The sequence below is a fragment of the Microbacterium sp. Bi128 genome, assembly GCF_918698205.1.
The window spans coordinates 1-1,126 of the sequence record NZ_CAKKMM010001574.1 but is presented as its reverse complement, the minus strand read 5'-3'; the positions used below and the strand labels follow the sequence as shown (position 1 = coordinate 1,126).

The following is a 1,126-nucleotide window of genomic DNA, read 5'->3' as shown; positions in this document are numbered from 1 at the left end:
AAGCGATGGGGGCCACTTCGCCTCGGCTCCACACAGCGATCCAGGCGACCACTGGCGCGAGCAGGAATGAGATCGTCGCAGCGAGGAGCACGTGTGCGATTCCCGCCGCGGCCAACTCTGCCGAGAACCCCGGCAGCCCCAACACCAGTCCGATCGCCATGGCCTCGACGAGGACTATGACGATGAGCGCCATCCACCACACGGCCGCGACCGCCAGCTTGGCGACGGCGAACCAATGACGGGCCACGGGCAGCGCGAGCATGTTCTTGGCGGTGGCATCACCGTACTCCCGGCCAAACAGGTAGGCGATGATGAAGGTCAGCAGCAGCATCCCGCCGACACCGAAGACCAGCGTGAGCATGTAGAAGTATTGGAGCCACGTCGCCTCAAGCCCGGCAAGGCTCGCTTTGGTACCCAGAAGCCCCAGCTGGGCCGCCCGCCCCGGTTCGCGCACGATCCACATGAAAGCGCAATACCGAGCGGCATGATCGCGAGCACCGCCAGCGTGGCCCACGTCGCCTTGGCACGGTGGAGCTTCATGAACTCGGTGCCAAGAACCTGACCGAACATCAAACCGCGCCGCCTTCGGACGAAGGGCCGGTCCTCCGGCCATCGGCACCGCGCGCATCGCCCGTCCGCGCCAGGAAGTAGCGCTCCAGATCCAGTGTGAGCAGCGCCTGCTCGCGCTCTTCCGGGGTGTAGGCGTCGGTCGCGAACGCGCGCGCCTTCGCGGCGAGTTCGTCGCGCGACGACTCCTCGATGAGACGGCCGTCGTGGACGATACCGATGCGGTCGGCCAAGTGAGCGACCTCGGCGAGGATGTGGCTCGACATGAAGACGGTGGCGCCGCGCCCGTCGGCGAGCGAACGGAGCAGCTCGCGGATCTCGACAATGCCAGCCGGATCAAGGCCGTTGGCGGGCTCGTCGAGCACGAGCAATTCGGGGGAGTGCAGCAGCGCGCGGGCGAGAGCGAGACGCTGTTTGTTGCCGAGCGAGAGCTGCCCGGCACGCCGATCGGCATAAGGATCCAAGCGCAGCAGCGTGATCGAGTCGGCGACCGACCGCGGCGGCGAACCGGTGAGCCGGCGCTGGATGTCCAGATGCTCGCGCACGGTGAGGTTGGGGT

The 1,126-nt window shown here is 67.2% G+C and carries 2 protein-coding genes; both read right to left on the bottom strand.

The window, feature by feature from the left end:
• The coding region (locus LQV45_RS34655) for an ABC transporter permease (RefSeq protein ID WP_230012460.1) at positions 1-463 on the bottom strand (463 nt) is incomplete at its 3' end.
• A 106-nt stretch (positions 464-569) separates the two neighbouring features.
• Positions 570-1,126: AAA family ATPase (locus LQV45_RS34650; protein WP_230012457.1), on the bottom strand; the 557-nt coding region annotated here is incomplete at its 5' end.